Origin of the sequence: Pseudactinotalea sp., assembly GCF_048594945.1 — a bacterium.
GTDB lineage: Bacteria > Actinomycetota > Actinomycetes > Actinomycetales > Beutenbergiaceae > Pseudactinotalea.
Genome location: NZ_JBMDXJ010000249.1, coordinates 1 through 21941 on the forward strand (window position 1 = coordinate 1; position 21941 = coordinate 21941).

At 71.0% G+C, this 21941-nt stretch carries 19 protein-coding genes, 1 pseudogene and 1 riboswitch; of the genes and pseudogenes, 14 read left to right on the forward strand and 6 right to left on the reverse strand.

What is annotated here, in order from left to right:
• Positions 1 to 111, forward strand: a pseudogene (locus tag ACOJSN_RS10755) (malate dehydrogenase); the annotation flags it as partial.
• An 8-nt stretch (positions 112 to 119) separates the two neighbouring features.
• On the opposite strand, the gene thrS reads toward ACOJSN_RS10755, so the two are convergent.
• Entirely contained in the window at positions 120 to 1394 is a 1275-nt protein-coding gene (gene thrS, locus ACOJSN_RS10760; protein WP_420112514.1) for a threonine--tRNA ligase, read from the reverse strand.
• Between the two features lie 207 nt (positions 1395 to 1601).
• On the opposite strand from thrS, the gene ACOJSN_RS10765 reads away from it, so the two are divergent.
• Together ACOJSN_RS10765 and ACOJSN_RS10770 are read left to right on the forward strand one after the other, a co-directional pair.
• Positions 1602 to 2246, forward strand: a complete 645-nt coding sequence (locus ACOJSN_RS10765) for a hypothetical protein (protein WP_420112496.1) — start codon at positions 1602 to 1604, stop codon at positions 2244 to 2246.
• A 26-nt stretch (positions 2247 to 2272) separates the two neighbouring features.
• Positions 2273 to 3730 carry an aldehyde dehydrogenase (NADP(+)) gene (locus ACOJSN_RS10770; RefSeq protein WP_420112497.1) on the forward strand — a complete coding sequence of 486 codons (1458 nt, stop codon included), beginning with the start codon at positions 2273 to 2275 and terminating at the stop codon, positions 3728 to 3730.
• On the opposite strand, the gene purU is transcribed toward ACOJSN_RS10770, so the two are convergent.
• A complete protein-coding gene (gene purU, locus ACOJSN_RS10775) occupies positions 3731 to 4591 on the reverse strand; it encodes a formyltetrahydrofolate deformylase (protein WP_420112498.1) in 861 nt (286 codons plus the stop codon).
• A gap of 75 nt (positions 4592 to 4666) precedes the next feature.
• Here purU and ACOJSN_RS10780 point away from each other — a divergent pair, with 75 nt between their 5' ends.
• From ACOJSN_RS10780 to ACOJSN_RS10795, 4 genes are all read left to right on the forward strand, one after another.
• Positions 4667 to 5167, forward strand: a complete 501-nt coding sequence (locus tag ACOJSN_RS10780; RefSeq protein ID WP_420112499.1) for a GNAT family N-acetyltransferase — start codon at positions 4667 to 4669, stop codon at positions 5165 to 5167.
• Positions 5168 to 5202: 35 nt separating this feature from the next.
• Positions 5203 to 5291: riboswitch (ZMP/ZTP riboswitch) on the forward strand.
• Between the two features lie 38 nt (positions 5292 to 5329).
• Positions 5330 to 6613, forward strand: coding sequence for a serine hydroxymethyltransferase (glyA, locus tag ACOJSN_RS10785; protein ID WP_420112500.1), 1284 nt, complete (start codon positions 5330 to 5332; stop codon positions 6611 to 6613).
• Positions 6610 to 7470, forward strand: coding sequence for a bifunctional 5,10-methylenetetrahydrofolate dehydrogenase/5,10-methenyltetrahydrofolate cyclohydrolase (locus ACOJSN_RS10790; RefSeq protein ID WP_420112501.1), 861 nt, complete (start codon positions 6610 to 6612; stop codon positions 7468 to 7470). The genes glyA and ACOJSN_RS10790 overlap by 4 nt, the downstream gene beginning before the upstream one ends.
• Positions 7471 to 7626: 156 nt before the next feature.
• Positions 7627 to 9627 carry an ATP-dependent helicase gene (locus tag ACOJSN_RS10795; protein ID WP_420112502.1) on the forward strand — a complete coding sequence of 667 codons (2001 nt, stop codon included), beginning with the start codon at positions 7627 to 7629 and terminating at the stop codon, positions 9625 to 9627.
• On the opposite strand, the gene ACOJSN_RS10800 is transcribed toward ACOJSN_RS10795, so the two are convergent.
• Entirely contained in the window at positions 9624 to 10382 is a 759-nt protein-coding gene (locus tag ACOJSN_RS10800) for a DinB family protein (protein ID WP_420112503.1), read from the reverse strand. The two genes, ACOJSN_RS10795 and ACOJSN_RS10800, sit on opposite strands and share 4 nt — an antisense overlap.
• A 78-nt stretch (positions 10383 to 10460) precedes the next feature.
• Between ACOJSN_RS10800 and ACOJSN_RS10805 the strand changes: the two genes are divergently transcribed.
• From ACOJSN_RS10805 to ACOJSN_RS10815, 3 genes are read left to right on the forward strand one after another with little or no spacing between them, the layout of a single operon-like run.
• Positions 10461 to 12683, forward strand: a complete 2223-nt coding sequence (locus ACOJSN_RS10805) for an MMPL family transporter (RefSeq protein WP_420112504.1) — start codon at positions 10461 to 10463, stop codon at positions 12681 to 12683.
• Between the two features lie 36 nt (positions 12684 to 12719).
• Positions 12720 to 13271: a TetR/AcrR family transcriptional regulator gene (locus tag ACOJSN_RS10810; protein ID WP_420112505.1), complete on the forward strand. Its 552-nt coding sequence runs from the start codon at positions 12720 to 12722 to the stop codon at positions 13269 to 13271.
• On the forward strand, positions 13261 to 14061 hold the full coding sequence (locus tag ACOJSN_RS10815) for an exodeoxyribonuclease III (protein ID WP_420112506.1): 801 nt from the start codon (positions 13261 to 13263) through the stop codon (positions 14059 to 14061). Before ACOJSN_RS10810 ends, ACOJSN_RS10815 begins: the two co-directional genes overlap by 11 nt.
• Here the strand turns inward: ACOJSN_RS10815 and galK are convergent.
• Entirely contained in the window at positions 14051 to 15283 is a 1233-nt protein-coding gene (gene galK / locus ACOJSN_RS10820; RefSeq protein ID WP_420112507.1) for a galactokinase, read from the reverse strand. The two genes, ACOJSN_RS10815 and galK, sit on opposite strands and share 11 nt — an antisense overlap.
• Before the next feature lie 170 nt (positions 15284 to 15453).
• Here galK and ACOJSN_RS10825 point away from each other — a divergent pair, with 170 nt between their 5' ends.
• The 4 genes from ACOJSN_RS10825 to ACOJSN_RS10840 all read left to right on the forward strand — a co-directional run bounded on the left by ACOJSN_RS10825 (position 15454) and on the right by ACOJSN_RS10840 (position 19182).
• Complete coding sequence (locus ACOJSN_RS10825; RefSeq protein WP_420112508.1) at positions 15454 to 16017, forward strand: 2'-5' RNA ligase family protein; 564 nt, start codon at positions 15454 to 15456, stop codon at positions 16015 to 16017.
• A complete protein-coding gene (locus ACOJSN_RS10830; protein WP_420112509.1) occupies positions 16014 to 17123 on the forward strand; it encodes a YihY/virulence factor BrkB family protein in 1110 nt (369 codons plus the stop codon). Before ACOJSN_RS10825 ends, ACOJSN_RS10830 begins: the two co-directional genes overlap by 4 nt.
• A gap of 2 nt (positions 17124 to 17125) precedes the next feature.
• Positions 17126 to 18097: a glycoside hydrolase family 130 protein gene (locus tag ACOJSN_RS10835; RefSeq protein WP_420112510.1), complete on the forward strand. Its 972-nt coding sequence runs from the start codon at positions 17126 to 17128 to the stop codon at positions 18095 to 18097.
• 155 nt (positions 18098 to 18252) lie between these two features.
• Complete coding sequence (locus ACOJSN_RS10840) at positions 18253 to 19182, forward strand: hypothetical protein (RefSeq protein WP_420112511.1); 930 nt, start codon at positions 18253 to 18255, stop codon at positions 19180 to 19182.
• 177 nt (positions 19183 to 19359) lie between these two features.
• Here the strand turns inward: ACOJSN_RS10840 and ACOJSN_RS10845 are convergent, their stop codons facing one another.
• Positions 19360 to 20103 (reverse strand): succinate dehydrogenase/fumarate reductase iron-sulfur subunit, encoded by a 744-nt coding sequence (locus tag ACOJSN_RS10845; protein ID WP_420112512.1) that lies wholly within the window; start codon positions 20101 to 20103, stop codon positions 19360 to 19362.
• A partial coding sequence (locus ACOJSN_RS10850) for a fumarate reductase/succinate dehydrogenase flavoprotein subunit (RefSeq protein WP_420112513.1) occupies positions 20100 to 21941 on the reverse strand: 1842 nt, incomplete at its 5' end. The genes ACOJSN_RS10850 and ACOJSN_RS10845, both read right to left, overlap by 4 nt.

A 21941-nucleotide genomic window follows, 5' to 3' on the forward strand; every position in this document is an offset into this window, starting at 1 on the left:
GAGATCGTGCAGGGTCTTCAGATCGACGACTTCTCGCGAGGCCGCATCGATGCCTCCGTCGCCGAGCGCGGCGAGGAGCGCGACGCCGGCAAGGGCCTCGGCCTGATCTGAGCCGCGATTCAGGACAGGTCGACGCGCGGCTGGCGCGCCCCGATCGCCGCTCGCAGCCAGTCCCGCAGAACGGCGACGGCGAGGTCGGTTCGCCCAACAGTCGCCGGGTCGTGCACGGCCAGGCGCCCGGCGGCCACCTCGGTCGGTCCCACGACGGCGAGAAGCGAGTCCCGCCGTCGTCTCGCCTCCCGCAGCCGACGACCGAGCGAGCCGCTGATCGCCACCCGAACCCGGAGCCCGGCGGCGCTCAGCTGCGCCGCCGCCTCGGCGGCGGGATCCTGCTGAGCATCCGACAGCGGCAGCACGCACACGTGGACCGGAGCCAGCCAGATCGGCAGCCGCCCGTCGTGCACCTCGAGAAGCAGCGCGACCATCCGCTCCATCGAACCCACCAACCCGCGATGGATCATCACGAGACGCTCGCGAGCGCCGTCGGGACCGATGTAGGTGAGGTCGAACCGCTCGGGCTGACCGAAGTCGAGCTGCACGGTGGAGATGGTCTCCTCGCGGCCGGCCGCGTCGAGCACCTGGATGTCGAGCTTGGGCCCGTAGAACGCGGCCTCACCTGCCTCCTCCCGGAGCGCGAGACCGCGGCGGGAGAGGTCGACGGCGTGGGTCGCCTCCCGTAGCTGTGCCTCGGCATCGGCCCAGTGCCCGGGATCGCCGAGCCAGCGGTCGCTGCTGTCGCGGCACGACAGCCGCACGTAGGAGACCTCGACGCCGAGGGTGTCAAGCACGTCGAGGCCGGCGCCGAGCGCGAGAGTGACCTCGTCGCGGATCTGGTCGGGGCGGGCGAACACGTGGGTGTCGTCGAGGTTGATCTGCCGCACCCGGCTCAGGCCGGAGACCACACCGGAGCGCTCGGCCCGGAACATCGGGGCGAGCTCGTGGTAGCGGATCGGCAGCTCGCGGTAGCTGTGCTGCTCGGCCGCGTACAACATCGCGTGGTGCGGGCAGTTGGCGGGGCGGAGCACGAGGTCGTCGGCATCGGTGCCGCCCATCGCCATCGCCGGGAACATGTCGTCGGCGAACTTGTCCCAGTGGCCGGATTGCTCGAACAGCGCCCGTTTTCCGAGCACCGGCGAGTACACCGGCCGGCAGCCGGTCGCGAGGGCGGTCTCACGGCCCAGCTGTTCGAGCTCATGGCGCATGGCCGCGCCGGCGGGCAGCCACAGCGGCAGTCCGGCGCCCACGGTCGCGTCGGTGGCGATCAGGCTCATGTCGCGGGCGAGGTCGCGGTGGTCGTGGTTCATGATGTCGTCCTCCTGGTTCGAGAGGCCCAGGAACGACGAAGCCCCGGGCCGTTGGCTCCGGGGCTGTGCGGGTGCGCGCGAGTATCAGCGCATGCCGTCACGGCGCCGGAGATGATCCGGCGTCACCGTGACGTTCGCGCGCATGGCGGTCACGATACGCCGGTGGCGGCTGCCGGGGGAAGTTCTTCCCCTGGACACAGGAAGACCTGCGGGGTTGCCGGGGCTAACCTGTGCGCCATGGCCCAGCGATTCAACGCCCCTCCGGGATGGAACGTCCCGCCCGACTTCGTGCCCACCTCCGACTGGCAGCCCGACCCCTCGTGGCCGCCGGCACCCGAGGGCTGGAACTACTGGGTCGAGGACACCGCGTCCTCGACCAGCGGTTTCGGCAGCTCCAGCACCCCCTCGTACGGTTCGCCGACGCCCAGCGATCAGCCCAGCACCGAGTACGGCACCCCCGCCAGCCCTGCGTACGGTGCGGCGGACCAGTCCCCGTACGGGTCGCCGCCCCCGGGCGCCTTCGGGTCGACGGCACCGGGCAGCGCGAGCGCCGCTTTTGGCGAGGCGCAGGTGACGGCGGCTCAGAAGGCGGTCCGCAACGGCATCATCATGCTGGTCGCCGGTGTGGGACTCACGATCTTCACCGTGGTGGCGCTCGACCGGATCTGGTTCTTCACGCCGATCCTCGCCCTGGCTGGCATCATCGGGCTGATCAAGGGCAACATCGATCTGGGGAAGGCGAAGCGAGCCGCTGGCTACGGCCAGGGTGGCGGTGTCCCGCCGGGCTTCGCTCAGCCTGGCACCACGCCGCCCGGTCAGAACCCGCCGGGCTTCACTCAGCCCGGGACCACGCCGCCCGGTCAGAACCCGCCGGGCTTCTGATCCAGCCGACCGACCACGGAGCAGTCTTGACGGACCCCGCCACACCCGACACGACCACTGCCGACCTGGACGACATCGTCGCCGCCGCTGCCACCGCAGCCGGGCCGATGGCGACGGCCGGCCCCAGCGAGCGAGCCGGGTGGCTCCGAGCCGCCGCCCGCGCACTCGAGGCCCAGCGTTCCGTGCTCGTGCCGCTGGCGCAGGAGGAGTCGCGCCTCCCCGAAGCGCGCTTGTCCGGCGAGCTGAGTCGCACCACCGGACAGCTGGAGCTGTTGGCCACCGAGGTGGAGACCGGCGCCGTGTGGGACGCGGTGATCGACCACGCCGACCCGGACTGGAAGCCGGTGCCGCGGCCTGACCTGCGTCGCGTGGCCGTGCCGCTCGGGCCCGTAGCCGTGTACGCCGCAAGCAACTTCCCGTTCGCGTTCAGCGTGGCCGGCGGCGACACCGCCTCGGCGCTGGCTGCCGGGTGTCCCGTGGTGGTCAAGGCGCACCCCGGGCACCCACGGCTGTCGGTCGCGGTCGCCGAGGTCGTGGCCGGCGCGTTGGCCGAGGCGGGCGCGCCGGGCGCGCTCGGGCTGGTTCACGGCTTCGACGCCGGGATCGCGCTGATCCAGCACCCAGCGGTCCGAGCCGGTGCGTTCACCGGCTCGATCGGCGCGGGGCGGGCGCTGTTCGACCTGGCCGCGGCGCGACCGGAGCCGATCCCGTTCTACGGCGAGCTCGGCAGCGTCAACCCGGTGGTCGTGACGCCGGCCGCGGCAGCCGCGCGTGCCGCTGAGATCGGCACCGGCTATGCGGGATCGCTCTCGCTCGGGGTCGGTCAGTTCTGCACGAACCCGGGCATCCTGTTCGCGCCTTCCGGGGCCGGCGTGATCGAGGCGGCCGCGGCGGCGCTGGCGCAGGTGCCGGCGGCGCCGATGCTCAACGACCGCATCGCCCAGGGCTACGCTCAGGGGCTGCAGTCCCTGCGCGAGGTCGAGGGTGTGCGCGTGGTGGTCGACGGTTCCAGCGGCGATGCCCCGACCCCCAGCCTGCTCGCGGTCGACATCGACCGCTTCGCCGAGGTGGACCGGCTCCGCGAGGAGTGCTTCGGTCCGGTCTCGATCGTGGTCGAGTACGAGGACACCGACGACGTCGTGGCCGAGGTGGGATCCTTCGACGGCCAGCTCACCGCGACCGTCCACGGTGAGGATGGCGACGGCGTCGCGGCCGCGCTGGTCGACACGCTCGCACAGCGGGCCGGCCGTGTCGTCTGGAACGACTGGCCCACGGGCGTGGCCGTCACGTACGCGATGCAGCACGGTGGGCCGTACCCGGCCGCGACCGCGGCCACGACCTCCGTAGGAACTGCAGCGGTGCAGCGCTTCGGCCGCCCGGTCGCCTACCAGGACCTCCCGCAGTCGCTGCTCCCGCCGCCGCGGCGCGATGACAACCCGTGGAACCTCCCGCGCCGCGTCGACGGCACCTGGCAGCGCCCCTGACTACTTGAACACCACGGTGCGATGCCCGTCGAGGAGCACCCGGTGCTCCGCGTGCCACCGTACGGCGCGCGCGAGCACCCGCCGCTCGACGTCCTGGCCGATGGCGACGAGCTCGTCGACGTTGTCGGCGTGACTGACTCGCTCGACGTCCTGCTCGATGATCGGGCCTTCATCGAGCGACGCCGTGGCGTAGTGGGCGGTGGCGCCGATGAGCTTGACGCCGCGGTCGTGGGCTTGCGCGTACGGGCGCGCGCCCTTGAACGACGGCAGGAACGAGTGGTGGATGTTGATCACCCGGCCGGCCAGCTCGGTGCAGACGCGGTCGGACAGGATCTGCATGTAGCGCGCGAGCACCACGAGCTCCACGTCGAGCTCGTCCACGAGCGCGAGCAGGCGGTTCTCGGCATCGTCCTTGGTCTCGCGGGTGACCGGGACGTGATGGAAGGGCACGCCGTCGAACTCGGCGATCGGCGCGAGGGTCGTGTGGTTGGACACCACGCCCACGACGTCGATCGGGAGCCGGCCCGAGCGCTGCCGGAACAGCAGGTCGGTGAGGCAGTGCGCGGTGCTCGATGCCAGCACCAGAGTCCGCATCGGGCGGCCGACCTCGTCGAGCCTCCAGGTCATCGTGAACGCGGCCGCGACCTCGCCGAGCACACGCTCCAGCTCCTCGCGTGACGCCGTCGACTCTGCCTGCACACGCATGAAGAACAGCCCGGTCCCCGCGTCACCGAACTGCTGCGACTCGGTGATGTTGCCACCCAGCCCGGCCAGCGCCCCGGTGACGGCGTGCACGATGCCGGGGCGGTCCGGGCAGGACAGGGTGAGGACCCAATGGGTGGTCGGTTCGATGCTGCTCACCCGGCGAGGGTAGGCGATCGACGCCGCGCCGTGCTGATCGTGCCCACAGGTGCTCGGAGATGGAAGGATGGCCGCATGGCCGAGACCGAGCTGAGGATCGACGTCGTCGAGGAGGGCGATGCGGGGGAGCTGCTCACCGTGCGCCGCGCCGCTTTCGTGACCGAGGCGCAGCTGTACGACGACCCGCACATCCCTGCGCTCACGCAGACCCTCGACGAGCTCCGTGAGGACCTCGCCAGGCCCGATGTGGTCACGCTCGGTGCCTGGATCGGCACCCGCCTGATCGGTTCGGTGCGCGTGGGGCTCGAGGAGGACAGGGCGTTGCTCGGCCGGCTCGCGGTGGCACCGGACCTGCAGGGTCAGGGCATCGGCACGAAGCTGCTGATGTCGGTGCTCACCTACCTGCCCGAGGACACCAAGGAGGTCTGGGTCTTCACCGGCCAAGACTCCAAGCAGAACCTGTCGCTCTACGCCAAGCACGGGTTCGAGCACCAGTACGACCAGAACGCCGGCGACCTCACCTACGCCTACCTGCGCAAGATCCTCGGCGAGGCTGAGGTCCAGACCGAGGGGTGAGCACCGCCGTCGGGCATGGTGGTTGTCCGCTAGGCTCGTGACGTCGCGACTGGCGAAGGTGGTGCACCACCGGGGAGCGATGAGTTCCACGCATGATTCGAGGTCGCCCGCCTGGGCCGAGGATCGTTACGGAAACCCGCCCAGTCACACGGAGGAAGTGCCATGAGCCACCCCCATCCCGATGCCCCGCTCGCTGACGTCGACCCGGAGATCGCCGCCGTTCTCGACGGCGAGCTCGCCCGCCAGCGCGACACGCTGGAGATGATCGCGAGCGAGAACTTCGTTCCGCGTGCGGTCCTGCAGGCGCAGGGCAGCGTGCTCACCAACAAGTACGCCGAGGGCTATCCCGGCAAGCGGTACTACGGCGGCTGCGAGCAGGTCGACATCGCCGAGAACCTCGCGATCCAGCGCGCCAAGGACCTGTTCGGCGCCGACTACGCCAACGTGCAGCCCCACTCCGGCGCCACCGCGAACGCGGCCGTGCTGCACGCGATCGCCAAGCCGGGGGACCGGATCCTCGGGCTCTCGCTCGCGCACGGCGGCCACCTCACGCACGGGATGAAGATCAACTTCTCCGGCAAGCTCTACGAGGTGCACGCCTACGGGGTGGACGAGCAGAGCCACCGGGTGGAGTACGACGCGCTGCGCGCCGCCGCCATCGAGGCGCAGCCGCAGGTGATCATCGCGGGCTGGTCCGCGTACCCGCGGCACCTCGACTTCGAGGCGTTCCGCTCGATCGCCGACGAGGTCGGCGCGCGGCTGTGGACCGACATGGCGCACTTCGCGGGGCTGGTCGCGGCCGGGCTGCACCCCTCGCCGGTGCCGCACTCCGACGTCGTCTCCACCACGGTGCACAAGACCCTGGGCGGGCCGCGCTCGGGGCTGCTGCTCTCGCGCGACGGCGAGACCTGGGGCAAGAAGCTGGACTCAGCCGTGTTCCCCGGCCAGCAGGGTGGCCCGCTCATGCACGTGGTCGCCGCCAAGGCGGTCGCGCTCAAGGTGGCGGCGAGCGAGGAGTTTGCCGAGCGGCAGGCACGCACGCTCTCCGGTGCGAAGATCATCGCCGAGCGACTCACCGACCCGGCCGTGACCGAGGCGGGCGTCTCGGTGCTCACCGGCGGCACCGACGTGCACCTGGTGCTCGTGGACCTGCGCAACAGCCCCCTCGACGGCCAGCAGGCTGAGGACCTCCTGCACGCGGCCGGCATCACCGTGAACCGCAACGCGGTGCCGTTCGACCCGCGACCGCCGCGGGTCACCTCCGGGCTCCGGATCGGTACGCCTGCGCTCGCGAGCCGCGGGTTCGGCGACGCCGAGTTCACCGAGGTCGCCGACATCATCGCCGGCGTGCTGCGCGAGGGACAGAGCACCGACATCGAGGCCGCCCGCGCTCGCGTCAAGAAGCTCACCGAGGCGTACCCGCTCTACGACGGGCTGCAGCAGTGAGCGCTCGGCTGCTGCCGGGCAAGCCGGTCGCCGAGGCTGTGCTCGCTGCGTTGGGGCCTCGCATCGAGGCCCTGACGGCGGCCGGTCACCAGCCGGGTCTGGGCACCATCCTGGTCGGTGACGACTCGGCGAGCGCCGGGTACATCCGGATGAAGCAGGAGAAGGCGGCCGAGCTCGGGCTGGCCTCGCCGCACATCCACCTGGGCCAGGACGCCACGCAGGCCGACGTGCTCGCGGCGATCCGCGAGATGAACGTGGCCGACGACGTGGACGCCGTGCTGATCCAGCACCCCACACCGCCCCAGATCGACTTCGACGCCGCGCTGCTCGAGCTCGACCCGGACAAGGACGTGGACGGCCTGCACCCGGTCAACATGGGTCGGCTCGCGCTCGGCATGCCGGGGCCGGTGCCGTGCACGCCGGCGGGGATCGAGGCGCTGCTCGCGCACCACGAGATCCCGGTCGCGGGCCGCGACGTGGTCATCCTCGGCCGCGGCACCACGCTCGGCCGCCCGCTCGCGCTGCTGCTGTCGCAGAAGCGCGATACGGCCAACGCCGCGGTCACCGTGGTGCACACCGGCGTCCCGAACTGGGCCGACTACACGCGCCGCGCCGAGATCGTCATCGCCGCGGTAGGGGTGCCCGGGATCCTGCAGCCCGAGCACCTCACGCCCGGCGTGGTGGTCGTGGGCGGGGGAGTGCGGTACGAGGGCAAGCGCCTGCTGCCCGACGTCGACGAGTCGTGCGCCGAGGTCGCCGGTGCCATCACGCCCCGCGTGGGCGGCGTCGGCCCGACCACGATCGCGATGCTGTTCAAGAACGCCGTCGACGCCGCCGAGCGCCGCCACCCCTCCTGAGATTCAACGCTGATCCGGCGCCGGGCGGCTTTCAACGCTGATCTGGCAGCTTCGCCGCATGCCAAAAGAGCGTTGAGAGTCGTGGGGCGCCGAAAGAGCGTTGAAAGCTGGTGGCGGTGGCGGCAGGTATCGTCGTACGTGCGTACTATCGAACGCATGGGCGAAGGCGGGTGGGCTGACGGGCTGAACGAGGCGCAGCGGGCGGCGGTCGAGCATGATCGCGGGCCGCTGGTGATCGCGGCCGGGGCGGGGACCGGTAAGACCCGCACGCTCACGGCGCGGGTGGCGCGGCTGCTGGAGTCGGCGGTGCCGCCGGAGCGGATCCTGCTGCTCACCTTCACGCGGCGGGCAGCCGCCTCGATGACCTCACGCGCCGCCGCGCTCAGCTCCGACCCGGCGGCCGCGCAACGGGTGTGGGGCGGGACCTTCCACGCGGTAGCGCACCGGATCGTGGCCGAGCACGCCCAGCACCTCGGGCTTGCCGAGGTCACGGTGATCGACCCGAGCGATGTGGTCGACCTGCTCGACCTCATGCGTGCCGAGCACGGGCTCGACTCCTCCGGCACCCGACTGCCGACCTCGCAGACGTTGGCCGACGTCTACTCGCGCGCCGTCAACACCGGCATCCCGGCGCGGGAGGTGATGGCCGACCAGTTCCCCTGGTGCCTCGACCACATGGACGCGATCACGGAGCTGCTCCGGTCCTACGGCGCCCGCAAGCGTGCCCGCGGGCTGCTCGACTTCGACGACCTGTTGATCTCCTGGCGCGCGCTGCTGGCGGACCCGGACGTCGGCGCTCGCCTGCGTGCCCGCTGGGACTGGGTGCTCGTGGACGAGTACCAGGACGTCAACCAGGTGCAGGTCGACATCGTGCGGCTGCTGTGCCCGGAGGGCGACGGGCTCACGGTCGTCGGCGACGACGCCCAGACCATCTACGGATTCCGCGGCGCCAGTGCCGAGCACCTGGTCGACCTCGCCCACGAGCTTCCGGGCGCCACGGTCGTCACCCTCGACCGCAGCTTCCGCTCCACCCAGCAGGTGCTCGACCTGGCGAACGTGGTGCGCCCCGGGACGCTGCCGATCCAGCTGACCGCCGACCGTCCCGAGCGCGGTGCTCGCCCCGAGCTGGTCGCCTGCGCGAACGCCGACGACGAGGCCCGCACCGTGGCCGACGCCATCCTCGCCGCCCACACCGACGGCCTCGAGCTGCGCCGCCAGGCCGTGCTCATGCGCACCGGCAGCCACGGCAACCTGCTCGAGGTCGAGCTCAAGGTCCGCAACATCCCGTACGTGAAGTACGGCGGCATCTCCTACCTCGAGACCGCGCACGTCCGCGACCTGATCGCCGCCTTCCGGATCGCCGACAACCCTGCCGATGAGGTCTCCTGGTACCGGCTGCTCACGCGGCACCGCGCGATCGGCAAGGTGCACGCCCGCACCCTCGCCACGCGGCTCGCCGACGGCGGACTCGACGACCCTGCCGAGATCGTCGCCGCCGCACCGGCGGCCGCTCGCACCGCCCTCGGCGCGACCCTGACAGCGCTCGCCAACGCCCACCGAACCACTGCGGTGGCGAGCGTCGTCGAGACCTGTCGCGACGCCGTCGGGCCCTTGTTGCGAGCCCACTACCCGGACTGGGCGCGGCGGCAGGACGACGTGGTCCGATTCGCCGAGGCCGCCTCGCGGCAGAGGGACCTTGCGGCGTTCGTGGCCGAGCAGACGATCGACCCGACGAACGTGGCCGGCGACTGGGCCGGCAAACCCACCCTCGATGAGGACTGGGTCACGCTGTCCACGATCCACTCCGCCAAGGGCCTGGAGTGGGACGCCGTACACGTGATCCGTGCCTGCGACGGCGCCATCCCCTCGGACATGGCGCTCACGAGCCACGAGGGCCTGGTGGAGGAGCAGCGGCTGTTCTACGTGGCGCTCACCCGCGCCCGGGACACGCTCCGCGTCTACACTCCCGCGCGCCTGCCCACGCACCCCACGAGCTTCCACGCCCGCCACGTGCTCGCCAAGCCGAGTCGCTTCCTCGATGACCGGGCACGTGCCGTCATGGACGTGGCGCACCAGGACCAGGCGCCTCAGCCGGGCGCAGCGGCGCCACGGCCCACTCGCGTCGAGGTCCCCACGCTCGACGACCTCTTCGCCTAGGCCCCGGTGGCGATCTCCTTGAGCTTCTCCACGTAGTCGGCCCACCACTGCTCGTCGCCCTCGGGAAGGTTGCTGTTCGCCACGGACAGCCCGCTCGCGCCGTCGAGCAGCTCCCGCACGATGTCGGCGTGGCCGGTGTGCCGCGCCACGTCGGCGATCACGTGGACGAGGATCTGCGCGAGGGTGACGTCGCCCCGTTCACCCCACCACGGCACGTGGCCGCGGGCGCCGAGGTCCAGTGCGTCGATCGTGGCGTCGGCGTGGGCCCAGACGCGCTCGGCGAACGCTCGGATCGACCCGATCGTCTCCTCCGGAGCGGCGTACAGATCGGCGTTGGCCTCGGCGTCGTCGTCGAGCCAGGGCATCGGCTCGGGGAACGGGCGCCCGAACGCGTGCCCGAAGTACTCCGCCTCGATGCTCGCCACATGCTTGAGCACCCCGAGCAGATTCGTGCCGGTGGGCGTCATCGGCCAGCGGGCGTCCCGCTCGCCGAGTCCGTCGATCTTCCACAGCAGCGCCTCGTGGAGTCGGCGCAGGTAGCCGTGTAGGTGGGTCTTGACGTCGCCGTCGCCCGATGACTGCCCGACGGCGATGCTCCCCACCTGAGCGTACGCCGAGTCCATCAGGGGGTACTCAGCCGGTTGGCTGAGGTCGACCTGGCCGAGCGCCCCGGCCCAGTAGCGCAGGATCCGCCCCGCTTCCGCGGGAGCGTCAGGGCCGAGGGCATCGAGGTCGAGATCGAGGGTCAGTCGCATCGCATGATCGTGCCACGGTCCGTCCATGGCGCATGATGAGCGGTGCCATTGGCGAACGACCGATCCACCGGAGGAACCATGTCCCATCGTGCAGGGCCTTCGTCCGGCCACCCGCGCCGCGGCGCGCTGCGCTGGCTGCTGGTCGCGGTCGCACTTCTCGGCTGGCTCGCGATCGGTGCGTTCGGTGGCATGGCGCAGGGGACGCTGTCGCAGGTCCAGGAGAACGATTCCGCTGCCTTCCTCCCCAGTAGCGCCGAGTCCACGAGGGCGGCCGTGCTCGCCGCCGAGTTCACGGAGAGCGATTCGCTGCCCGCGCTCGTGGTGGTCACCTCCGACGACGGCGCCCCGCTCACCGAGGAGCAGATCGGCACGGTCCAGGCCTTCGCCGAGAGCATCGGTGACCTCGAGATCCCCGGCGGTGAACGCGTCGCCGACGTGCTGACCGGCAACGTCGCCGCCGTCCCGTCCGAGGACGGCGAGGCGATCCTCATCCCGGTGCCGATCGACGGCACCCAGGCCGACCGACTCATCGGTGACGACGAGGATCGGGTGACCATCGCCGTCGTCGATGTCATTCGTGAGAACGCCCCGACGGCGCTCGGTGACCTCGGTCTGACCGCCTGGGTCAGCGGGCCGGCCGGGTTCGTCGCCGACCTCGTGTCGGCGTTCGGCGGCATCGACGGGATCCTGCTGGGCGTCGCGCTCGCGGTGGTGCTGGTGATCCTCGTGATCGTCTACCGGTCCCCGCTGCTGCCGTTCGCGGTAATCCTCACGTCGGTGTTCGGGCTGTGCCTGGCCGCGCTCGTGGTCAAGCCGCTCGCCGGCAACGACGTGCTGCAGCTCAACGGGCAGAGTCAGGGCATCCTGTCGATCCTCGTGATCGGCGCTGCCACCGACTACTCGCTGCTGCTCGTGGCGCGCTACCGCGAGGAGCTGACGCGGCACCGCCACCCGGCCGCCGCGATGCGCGTGGCCTGGCGCGCCTCGCTCGAACCGATCGCGGCCAGCGCCGCCACCGTGATCGCGGGGCTGCTGTGCCTCATGCTCTCCGACCTCGGGTCCAACGCCAGCCTCGGGCCGGTCGCCGCGATCGGGATCGCCGCCGCGTTCCTGGCCGCGCTGACGCTGCTGCCGGCGCTGCTGCTGCTCGCGGGGTCGCGCAGCCGCGGCATCTTCTGGCCGCGCGTGCCCCGCTACGCCGCATCCGCCGAGCCTGGCACGCACGGCCTGTGGGACCGGGTCGCCGCTGCGGTCACGCGCCGCGCCCGACCGGTCTGGATCATCGCGCTGCTCAGCCTGCTCGCGCTCGCGGCGTTCGTGCCCACGCTGCGCGCTGACGGCACCGGTGAATCCGATGTGTTCCTCGGCGACGTCGACGCCGTGGCCGGTGAGGAGGTGCTCGCCGCACACTTCGAGATCGGCCAGGTCGAGCCGATCCAGGTGATCGCACCGCAGGACTCCGCGGATGCGGTCATCGACGCCGCCTCAGGGGTCGACGGCGTGGCCTCGGCCTCGGTGTTCACCGGCGAGTCGGCGGGTGGCCCTCCGAGTGACGAACCCGCCGAACCCGTGGTCGTGGACGGGCTCGTGCTCGTGCAGGTCGTCACCGATGCGAGCGCCGAGAGCCAGGAGGCCACTCGGGTGGCGGGTGAGGTTCGCGAGGCGACCCACGCCGTCGCGCCGGAGAGCCTGGTCGGTGGCACCGCCGCCGAGCGGCTCGACACCCAGGAGACCGCGGCGCGCGACCTACGCACGATCGTTCCGGTGGTGCTCGTGGTCATCTTCCTCATGCTGGTGCTGCTGCTGCGGGCCGTGCTGGCGCCGCTGCTGCTGCTGGTCGCGAACGTGATCTCGTTCGCCGCCGCGATGGGGCTTGCGGCGCTGGTGTTCAATCACGTGCTCGACCTGCCGGGAGCCGACGCCACCGTTCCGCTGTACGGGTTCGTGTTCCTCGTCGCGCTCGGGATCGACTACTCGATCTTCCTCATGACCCGCGTGCGCGAGGAGTCGCTGGAGCACGGGACGCACGAGGGTGTCCGGCGTGGCCTCGCGGTGACCGGCGGAGTCATCACCTCGGCCGGACTGGTGCTTGCTGCCACGTTCTCGGCACTCGGGGTGATCCCGCTGCTGTTCCTGCTGCAGATCGCGTTCATCGTGGCTGCCGGGGTGCTGATCGACACGTTTGTGGTGCGCTCGCTGCTGGTGCCCGGGCTCGTGCGCGACGTGGGTCGAGCCGTCTGGTGGCCGTGGGCGCGGCGCTTCCCGGAGGACGCCACGGACGAGGTCGCCCCGCGTGGGTGATGCTTCCTGTGGCCGACGCGCGTAGGCTCTACGTCCATGCTTGATCGCCGCACGCGGATCCTTGATGCCGCGCTCGCCATCGTGGGGGAGGGTGGCACCAGAGCCCTCACCCACAGAGGCATCGACCGTCGTCTGAACCTGCCCGACGGCAGTACCTCGAACTACTTCCGCACCAGGATGGCGCTCCTGGAGAACGCCGCCACGCGGTTGCTCGAGGTCGACCAGGCCACGCTCACCGACATCCACAGCGGCTTCGACACGCTCGACGACGAGGCGCTCGCCCGCGGCATCGCGGAGTTCACGGTGCGACTGTGCCGGCCCGGCCGAATCACCCGCACCCGGGCACGGTTCGCGCTCACGCTCGTGCACCCGGCGCGGATGGAGAGCACGCACGAGCAGTGGCTCAAGCTCGGCATCGACAACCTCCGCGAGCACGGCCACCCCAACCCCGAGGCTGCCACGCGTGCGCTGCTCGCCTACAGCGACGGCGTGATGCTGCAGGCGATCGTCGACTCCCGCGGCGAGGGCGTGGAGCTCGACCGCGACGAGCTCGCCGCCACGGTCCTCGCGCTCATCCGTGGGGTCTGAGCGCCCCCTGGTCGTCGCCACTGCCAACGTCAACGGGATCCGTGCGGCGTTCCGGCGCGGCATGGGCGCCTGGCTGGCGCAGGCGCGTCCCGACGTGCTGCTGCTGCAGGAGGTGCGGGCGCCCGCGCAGATCTTGCTGGACCACCTCGGCCCCGAGTGGCACGTGGTGCACCACGAGGCCCCCGCGGCGGGTCGTGCGGGCGTGGCGATCGCGTCCCGGGTGCCGTTCCAGGCCGTTCGTCTGGGGCTTGTCGGTGAGACCGCCGACAGCGTGGGCCGCTGGGTCGAGGCGGACCTGATCGAACCAGGCGGCGAGCCGCTCACCGTGATCTCCACCTACGTCCACACCGCCACCGCCCAGACGCCCTCGATGGACGTCAAGCTCGCCTTCCTCGACCGCGCCACCGACCGGCTCGGCGAGCTGCGGCACCGCCGGGTCGTCGTGGGCGGCGACCTCAACGTGGCGCACGACCAGCGCGACATCAAGAACTGGAAGGGCAACCGCGGCAAGTCGGGCTTCCTGCCGCAGGAGCAGGCGTATCTGAGCCGGTGGCGGGACCAGGGCTGGGTCGACGCGGGGCGTACGCACGCGGGAGACGTCGACGGTCCGTACACCTGGTGGTCCTGGCGTGGCCGTGCCTACGACAACGACGCCGGGTGGCGCATCGACTACCTGTGGTGCTCGCCTGCCCTCGCCGGTGCGGTCACCGAGGTGACCGTGGACCGGGCGCCGAGCTACGACGAACGCTGGTCCGACCACGCGCCGGTGCGCGCCGTGCTCACGCCGTAGCGCGCCCTGCGGGGGCCGACGGCGTGGCCACCAGGAATGCCGGCTCGCCCAGTCCTGCCTCGCGGAAGGCCTGCACGACGGCGGTGCTCACCTCATCCGCCCGGCCTGCGTCGATCAGGGCGATGGCAGAGCCGCCGAAGCCGCCTCCGGTCATGCGCGCACCCAGGGCGCCGGCCGCGCGGGCCGCGTTCACCGCGGTGTCGAGCTCGGTTCCGGTGACCTCATAGTCGTCGCGCAGCGAGTCGTGCGAGGCATCCATGAGCGGCCCGACCTCGCGCACCTTGCCGGCGGAGAGCAGGTCCACAAACCCGCGCACGCGCTCGATCTCGGTGACGACGTGGCGGACCCGGGCGCGGGACACATCGTCGTCGAGCCGCGCGAGCGCGGCGTCGAGCTGAGCCGGCTCGATCTCGCGCAGGGTCTCGACACCGAGCGTGGCGGCAGCAGCCTCGCACGTGGCACGGCGCTGCGCATACTGGCCGTCCACCAGCGCGTGCTCGGCGCGTGTGTCGATGACCAGCAGCTCCAGGCCGGCGGCGGCGAGGTCGAACTCCAGGTGCTCCACGCTGCCGTCGCGGCAGTCGAGCAGCAGCGCGTGGCCTTCGCGGCAGCGCAGCGACGCGGCCTGGTCCATGCCGCCGGTGTTCGCGCCGGCGATCTCGTTCTCGGCCCGCACGCACGCCGCGGCGAGCGCCGCGCGGCCCTCATCGGAACTGGGGTCGCCGACCCAGTCCGGGTGCTCGGCCAGCGCCACCGCGACCGACCCCTCGAGCGCGGCGGAGGAGCTGAGCCCTGCGCCGTAGGGGACGCAGGACTCGATCGCGGCGTCGAAGCCGGTGACCGGCTGACCCGCCTGCTCCAGCGCCCACGCCACCCCGGCGACATACCCGGCCCAGCCGCTCACCGCACCCGGTGCGACGTCGGACAGTCGACCCTCCCACGGGGTCGACTCGCGGCCGGAGACCAGCCGGATCACGCCGTCGTCACGGCGCCTGAACGCCGCGAACGTGCGGTGGGGGAGCGCGATCGGGAGCGCGAGGCCACCGTTGTAGTCGGTGTGCTCACCGATGATGTTGACCCGGCCGGGGGCGGACCAGACGCCGTCCGGTTCATGACCGAAGACACGGCTGAACGTGCTGGTGGCGCGGGCGGCGCCATCGCCGTCAGACCAGGCATCGAGACGTTCGGGGGAAGCGCTGGCATGCTGATCGGTGTGCGACACGGGTCTCCTCGAAGGACGGCGATGTTCGGGACCTATTGTGGGCGCTCGCCGCGGGGCTCCCGACCGCACCGCCCGCATCGCGGGACGCGAACGGCACGGCCGGTCGCCGGAACCGGGCAGACTAGGGGGATGTCCGCCGTCGCGCACCCGACCGAGGGAGCCTCGATCCGATGAGGGTGCCGCTGAGGGTGGGGTCGCAGATCAGCATCGGTATCGCGATCGCGATACCGGCGCCCTACTCGGAGTCGTTGACCCGCGCGCGCATCGATGCCGGCGACCCGGAGGCGCTCGCGATCGCCCCGCACATCACGTTGATCCCACCCACCGTGATCGAGCCCGAGCAGCTCGACGGCGTGCGTGAGCACCTGCGCGAGGTCGCCCGCAAGCACGACCCGTTCGTGGTGGCGCTCGCCGGGACCGACACGTTCCGGCCGATCTCGCCCGTGGTGTTCGTGGCGGTGACCGAGGGGGCGGAGGGGTGCGCCCAGCTGCACGGCTCGGTGAACACCGGTCCGCTGGCGCAACCGATGCGGTTCCCGTACCACCCGCACGTGACGATCGCGCACGACCTCGACGACACCCGCCTCGATGCCGCCGGGCTGTCGCGGGCGCACTTCGAGGCGCGGTTCCCGGTCGCCGGATTCGCCTTGTACGAATACGGTGATGATGGCGTGTGGCGCGAGATCGAGTCGTTCTCGCTCGCGACACGGGCAGAACCAGGGGGAGAGGGATGACGGAAGAATCGGGTGACGGCACCGACGTCGAGACCGCCCAGACGCGACTCGCGCGGCTGCTGGCGTGGTGGAAGCAGACGCGCGTCGCGCGCGGACTCGGCCGCTACGGCGCCACGAACGGCGCACTGCTGACCGGCGGCATCGCCTACTCGGCGCTGTTCTCGATCTTCGCCGGGCTCGTGGTGGCGTTCTCGATCTTCATGGCGCTGCTGGGTGACAATGCCGAGCTCCGGCAGGCGGTGCTCGACGCGCTCGACTCCGCGCTGCCGGGCATTGTGCAGAGCGAGAGCAACCCGGAGGGGATGCTGACGCCGGAGAGCCTGGAGTTCGGCGGCGGCACGTCACTGCTGACGGGAGTGATTGCCTTCCTCGTGCTGGTCAACACCGCGACATCGGTGATGGCAGCGCTACGGACCGGCATCAGGTCGATGTTCGGGATCCTGGTGCCGGCCGAGAACGCCGTGGTCGCCAAGCTTCGCGACCTGGCCGGGTTCCTCGTGCTCGCGCTCGCGGTCGTGCTCACGGCAGCGCTCGGGATCGTGGTGGGCACTGCGGGCACGGCGATCGCCGACGCGGTCGGGCTGGGCGACAACCCCGCCGTGCAGGTGCTGCTGCGCATCCTGGGCTATCTCGTGGCACTCGCCGTGGACATGGCGGTGGTGCTGTTCCTCGTCCGCGGGCTCGCGGGGGCGCGTCCACCCCGCCGTGACCTGCTGATCGGGGCACTCGTGGTGGCCGTGGCCGCCGGCGTGATCCGTTTCCTCGGCACCTCGATCGTGGGCTCGGCCGCGAGCAACCCGCTGCTCGCCCCGTTCGCCGCGATCATCACGTTGCTCCTGTGGGTGAACTTCATCGTGCGGATCCTGCTGATGGTGTGCGCGTGGACCGCGAACCCGCCGGCGATCCCCGAGATCGACCCTGACGACGTCACCCACGACGCGGAGACCCCGAACTACGTGACCGAGACCGAGCCCGAGACCCTCGACTGGGAGCACGACCCCCAGACCGGCCGCATCCTCCCCGAACCCGCCCCCGAGCCAGCGGAGTACTGGGGCGGCCTGGTCGGGTGGGCCAAGCGCAAGTGGCGAGGGTTCCGGGACGCCTGATGATGTTCGACGGCGCTCACTTCCCGCTCGGGCCGTTCGTTCCCTACGAGGGCAACCCGATCCTGCGCCCGCGCGGCGGCAGCTGGGAGTCGACGAATCTGTACAACCCTGCCGCCCTGGTGGACGGGGACGAGGTGGTGCTGCTGTACCGGGCGCACGCCGAGGACATCGTGTCCCACGTGGGGCTCGCGCGCAGCAGCGACGGCTTCCACTTCGAGCGCGAGGAGGAGCCGATCCTCTCGCCGAGCGAGGACTACGAGGTCTACGGCTGCGAGGACCCCCGGATCGCCCTGATCGACGGGACCTACTACCTGACCTACACCGGCTGGGACCGCCGCAGCGCCCAGCTCTGTCTGGCGACATCCACCGATCTGCACACCTGGACCAAGCACGGTCCGCTGTTCGCCGACTTCGACACGTTCGCCACCATGGACCCCCGCGGCCGCAACTGGTCGAAGGCCGGCGTGATCGTGCCGGCCCAGATGCAGGGCGTGTGGTGGATGTACTTCGGTGAGGGTGCGATCTACTGGGCGACCAGTGACGACCTGATCCACTGGACCCCCGGCACACCGGACTCCGAGCCGATGTACACGCCCACGCCGGGCTCCTTCGACGCCGGCCTCGTAGAGATCGGTACCTCACCGGTGCTGACCGACAACGGTCTGCTGCTGATGCTGACCAACGGCGCGACGAGCCACGTGCATGACGACGGGTCGTCCGGCGTGGACTACCGCTGCGGCCAGATCGTCATCGACCCTGACGACCCGACCACGGTGCTCGCCCGTATGCAGGTGCCATGGCTGCAGCCGCAGACCTTCGAGGATCTCCACGGGCTCGTCTCGAACGTGACGTTCGTCGAGGGTCTCGTCAAGTTCCGCGGCAGGTGGTTGGCCTACTACGGGCAGTCGGACACCACGCTCGCGGTTGCGGTGCACGATCCGGCACACCCTTGGGGCTCGGCGCTGCGCGCATAAGCCGTTTCGGCGCGTTGGGCGTGACTGGCGTGCCACATTGGCACGTGAGTCACGGAAACGGGGCAACAGCGTGACTGGTGTGCCATGTCGGCACGTGGATCACGGCCTGTGGATGAGCGCAGCGGGCGACGCGGCTGGCGCGCCAGGATGCAGAGATGCCCCAGACGAGTGCCCCGGGTTTCGATCCTCGCCAGCCGTTCACCCGCGCCGATGCAAGCGCGGCGGGTCTGACGTGGCGCTATCTCGACGGCCCGCGCTGCCAGCAGCTCCTCCCTGGGGTGTTTCTCGACGCTGACGTGGTTCCGACGCCGGCGTTGCTCGCGCGGGCCGGCATGCTCCTCGTGCCGACTGCTGAGGCAGCCTGCCACCTGACGGCAGCGGAGATCCTCGAGCTGCCGGTGCCGCTCAGCGACGAGGTCCATCTCCTCCTCCCGCCGCAGGCGGCGCGCGTGCGGCGCAAGGGAATCCGCGTGCACCATGGAACGCGGCGGTTGAGCATCCGCGAGGGCGTCACCATCACGACGGCGCTGGAGACGTTCGGCGATGTGGCACCCGACGTCTCGCTCGTCGAGGCGGTCGTGCTCGGCGATGCGGTGGTGCACGAGGGGTATGCCACCGTCAGCGCGCTCACTCGCGCTGCGGCGCGGGTGAGCGGCGGTGCAGGACAACGGGTCCGAGCGGCGGCCGAGCTGGTGCGAGCACGCGTGATCTCTCCGCGTGAGACCCGGTTGCGGTTGCTCTTGCTGTTCAGCGGACTCCCGGAGCCGGTGATCGCCTATCCGGTCACGGCCGGCGGCCGCGCACGCGAGCTCGACACCGCGTACCCGGAGTGGCGGGTCGCGGTCGAGTACGACGGGCGGCATCACGTCGAGCGGGATCTCCAGTGGAGCGAGGACATCGAGCGCCGCGAGGACCTCAACGGCGAGCAGTGGAACCTGATCACCGTGACCGGCATGCAGATGTGGGATCCCGAGCGGGTCATCATGCGCGTGCGGCGTGCGCTCCAGTCCGCCGGCGCCCCACTCCCGCCGATCAGTCAGGAGTGGCGCCGCCACTTCCCGACCCGCCGCCGTTCACGCCGCTGAGCGCGTCACTGGCATGCCATCTGGGCGCGTGAGTCACGCCTACGGACGGAGAGCGTGATTGGCGTGCCGTTTCGGCACGTGAGTCACGCCGAAGGTGGCGTCACACCTCACCCGCCCACCGTCGTCGTCCCGAGCCTCGTCACACGACGTGATGAGCGGCAGAGGTGACGATCGCGATCAGACTCGGTGCCACAACGCGTGGCGCATGTCCTTGTTGAGCGTGGCGATGACGTCCTGGGGGATCTCCTTGGGGCACACGGCGGTGCACTCACCGATGTTGGTGCAGCCGCCGAAGCCCTCGAGGTCGTGCTGGTGGACCATGTTGAGCACCCGGGTGTCGCGCTCGGCCTGACCCTGCGGCAGCTCGCCGAGGTGGGTGATCTTCGCACCGAGGAACAGCGACGCCGACCCGTTGGGGCAGGCAGCCACGCAGGCGCCGCAGCCGATGCAGGTGGCGGCGTCGAAGGCGCGGTCGGCGTTCTCCTTGGGCACGGGGGTGGCGTGCGCGTCGGGGGCGGCGCCGGTGTTGACCGACACGTACCCGCCGGCGGCGATGATGCGGTCGAACGCGCCGCGGTCCACCACGAGGTCGCGCAGCACCGGGAACCCGGAGGAGCGCCACGGCTCGATCGTGACCACGTCACCATCCTTGAAGGACCGCATGTGCAGCTGGCAGGTGGTGGTGACCTCGGGGCCGTGCGCCACGCCGTTGATCATCAGGCCGCACATACCGCAGATGCCTTCGCGGCAGTCGGAGTCGAACGCGACCGGCTCCTCGCCCTCGGCCTGCAGCCGCTCGTTGAGGACGTCGAGCATCTCCAGGAACGACATGTCCTCGGAGACGTCGGTGATCGGGTACGTCATCATCTGGCCCTGGGACGCGCCGTCGGGCTGACGCCAGATCTTGAGGGTCAGGTTCACTTGTAGCTCCGCTGCTTCATCTCGATGAACTCGTACTCGAGCTCTTCCTTGTGCAGGATCGGGGCGTCCGGCTCGCCGCCCCACTGCCACGCCGCCACGTAGGCGAAGTTCTCGTCGTCGCGCAGCGCCTCGCCGTCGGGCGTCTGCGACTCGGCGCGGAAGTGCCCACCGCAGGATTCGCGGCGGTGCAGTGCGTCCACGCACATCAGCTCGCCGAGCTCGATGAAATCGGCCACGCGGCCGGCCTTCTCCAGCGACTGGTTGAGTGACTCGTTCGTGCCGAGCACGCGTACGTCGCGCCAGAACTCCTCGCGGAGCTCACGGATCTTCGCGATCGCGGTGCGCAGCCCCTCGGCGGTGCGCTCCATGCCGCAGTACTCCCACATGATGTGGCCGAGCTCCTTGTGGAAGGAGTCGACCGTGCGGGAGCCGTTGACCGAGAGGAAGTGGTCGATGCGCTGCTGCACCGAGTCGCGCGCCTGCGCCACCTCGGCGTTGTCGGGGGCGACCGTGGGGAACGGGCCGTCGGCGAGGTAGTCGCGGATGGTGTTCGGCAGCACGAAGTAGCCGTCGGCGAGCCCCTGCATGAGCGCGGAGGCGCCGAGGCGGTTCGCGCCGTGGTCGGAGAAGTTGGCCTCGCCCACCACGAACAGGCCGGGGATGGAGGACTGCAGGTCGTAGTCGACCCACAGCCCGCCCATCGTGTAGTGCACGGCCGGGTAGATCCGCATCGGGGTCTCGTACGGGTTCTCGCCCGTGATCCGGGCGTACATGTCGAACAGGTTCCCGTACTTGGCCTCGACCGCCGAGCGTCCCATGCGAGAGATCGCCTCGGCGAAGTCGAGGTAGACGCCGCGCCGCTTGTCGCCGACCACCGGGCCGACGCCACGACCCTCGTCGCACATGTTCTTCGCCTGTCGGGAGGCGATGTCGCGGGGGACCAGGTTGCCGAAGCTGGGGTAGATCCGCTCCAGGTAGTAGTCGCGGTCCTCCTCGGCGATCTCGCGCGGGTCCTTGTCGCAGTCCTCTTCACGCTTGGGCACCCAGATGCGGCCGTCGTTGCGCAGCGACTCGCTCATCAGCGTCAGCTTGGACTGGTGGTCGCCGGAGACCGGGATGCAGGTGGGGTGGATCTGCGTGTAGCAGGGGTTCGCGAAGTACGCGCCCTTGCGGTGCGCTCGCCAGCTCGCGGTGACGTTGCAGCCCATCGCGTTGGTCGAGAGGAAGAACACGTTCCCGTAGCCACCACTCGCCAGCACGACGGCGTCGGCCAGGTGGGTCTCGATCTCACCCGTGACCATGTCCCGGGTGACGATGCCACGGGCCTTCCCGTCCACGACGATCAGCTCGAGCATCTCGTGCCGGGCGTGCGGCGTGACGGTTCCGGCCCCGACTTGGCGCTCCAGCGCCTGATACGCCCCGATCAGCAGCTGCTGCCCGGTCTGGCCGCGCGCGTAGAAGGTGCGGGAGACCTGTACGCCACCGAAGGACCGGTTGTCGAGGAGGCCGCCGTACTCGCGGGCGAACGGGACGCCCTGCGCCACGCACTGGTCGATGAGGTTCGCGCTGACCTCAGCGAGTCGGAACACGTTCGACTCGCGGGAGCGGTAGTCGCCGCCCTTGACGGTGTCGTAGAAGAGGCGGTGGACCGAGTCGCCGTCGCCCTTGTAGTTCTTCGCGGCGTTGATGCCGCCCTGCGCGGCGATCGAGTGCGCGCGGCGCGGGGAGTCCTGGTAGAAGAACGCGTCGACCTTGTAGCCGGCCTCGCCCAGCGTCGCGGCGGCGGCGCCGCCGGCGAGACCGGTGCCGACGACGATGACGCTCAGCTTGCGCCGGTT